Genomic DNA, 276 nt, shown 5'->3' on the forward strand with positions numbered 1-276 from the left:
TTTTTACACCAATTATTTCCCTTCTATTTGGGATGATTATCAGCATGAGGAGTTGAACGGATGAACCTCTTCTTCGATCCTAATATCTCGCGTGAGTTCATTATCGAGGAACGGCTGGCCGTCTATACGGAGCATGAGTTTCATACACATGTCTCCCTTGAAATCAGCATTGCTCTCGACAGCTCCATGAAATATCCGATGGGCGATCAATGGTACTACGCGGACCCGGGCGATATCTTCCTGCTTCGTCCCTTTGAGCCGCACTGGAACTTGATC

General features: G+C 47.1%; 1 pseudogene. It reads left to right on the top strand.

Annotation, left to right across the window (positions count from 1 at the left end):
• Positions 1–60: 60 nt before the first annotated feature.
• Positions 61–276: pseudogene (locus tag KVT27_RS24480) on the top strand (hypothetical protein); the annotation flags it as partial.

The sequence above is a fragment of the Lysinibacillus sp. GbtcB16 genome, from assembly GCF_019091145.1.
GTDB lineage: Bacteria > Bacillota > Bacilli > Bacillales_A > Planococcaceae > Lysinibacillus > Lysinibacillus fusiformis.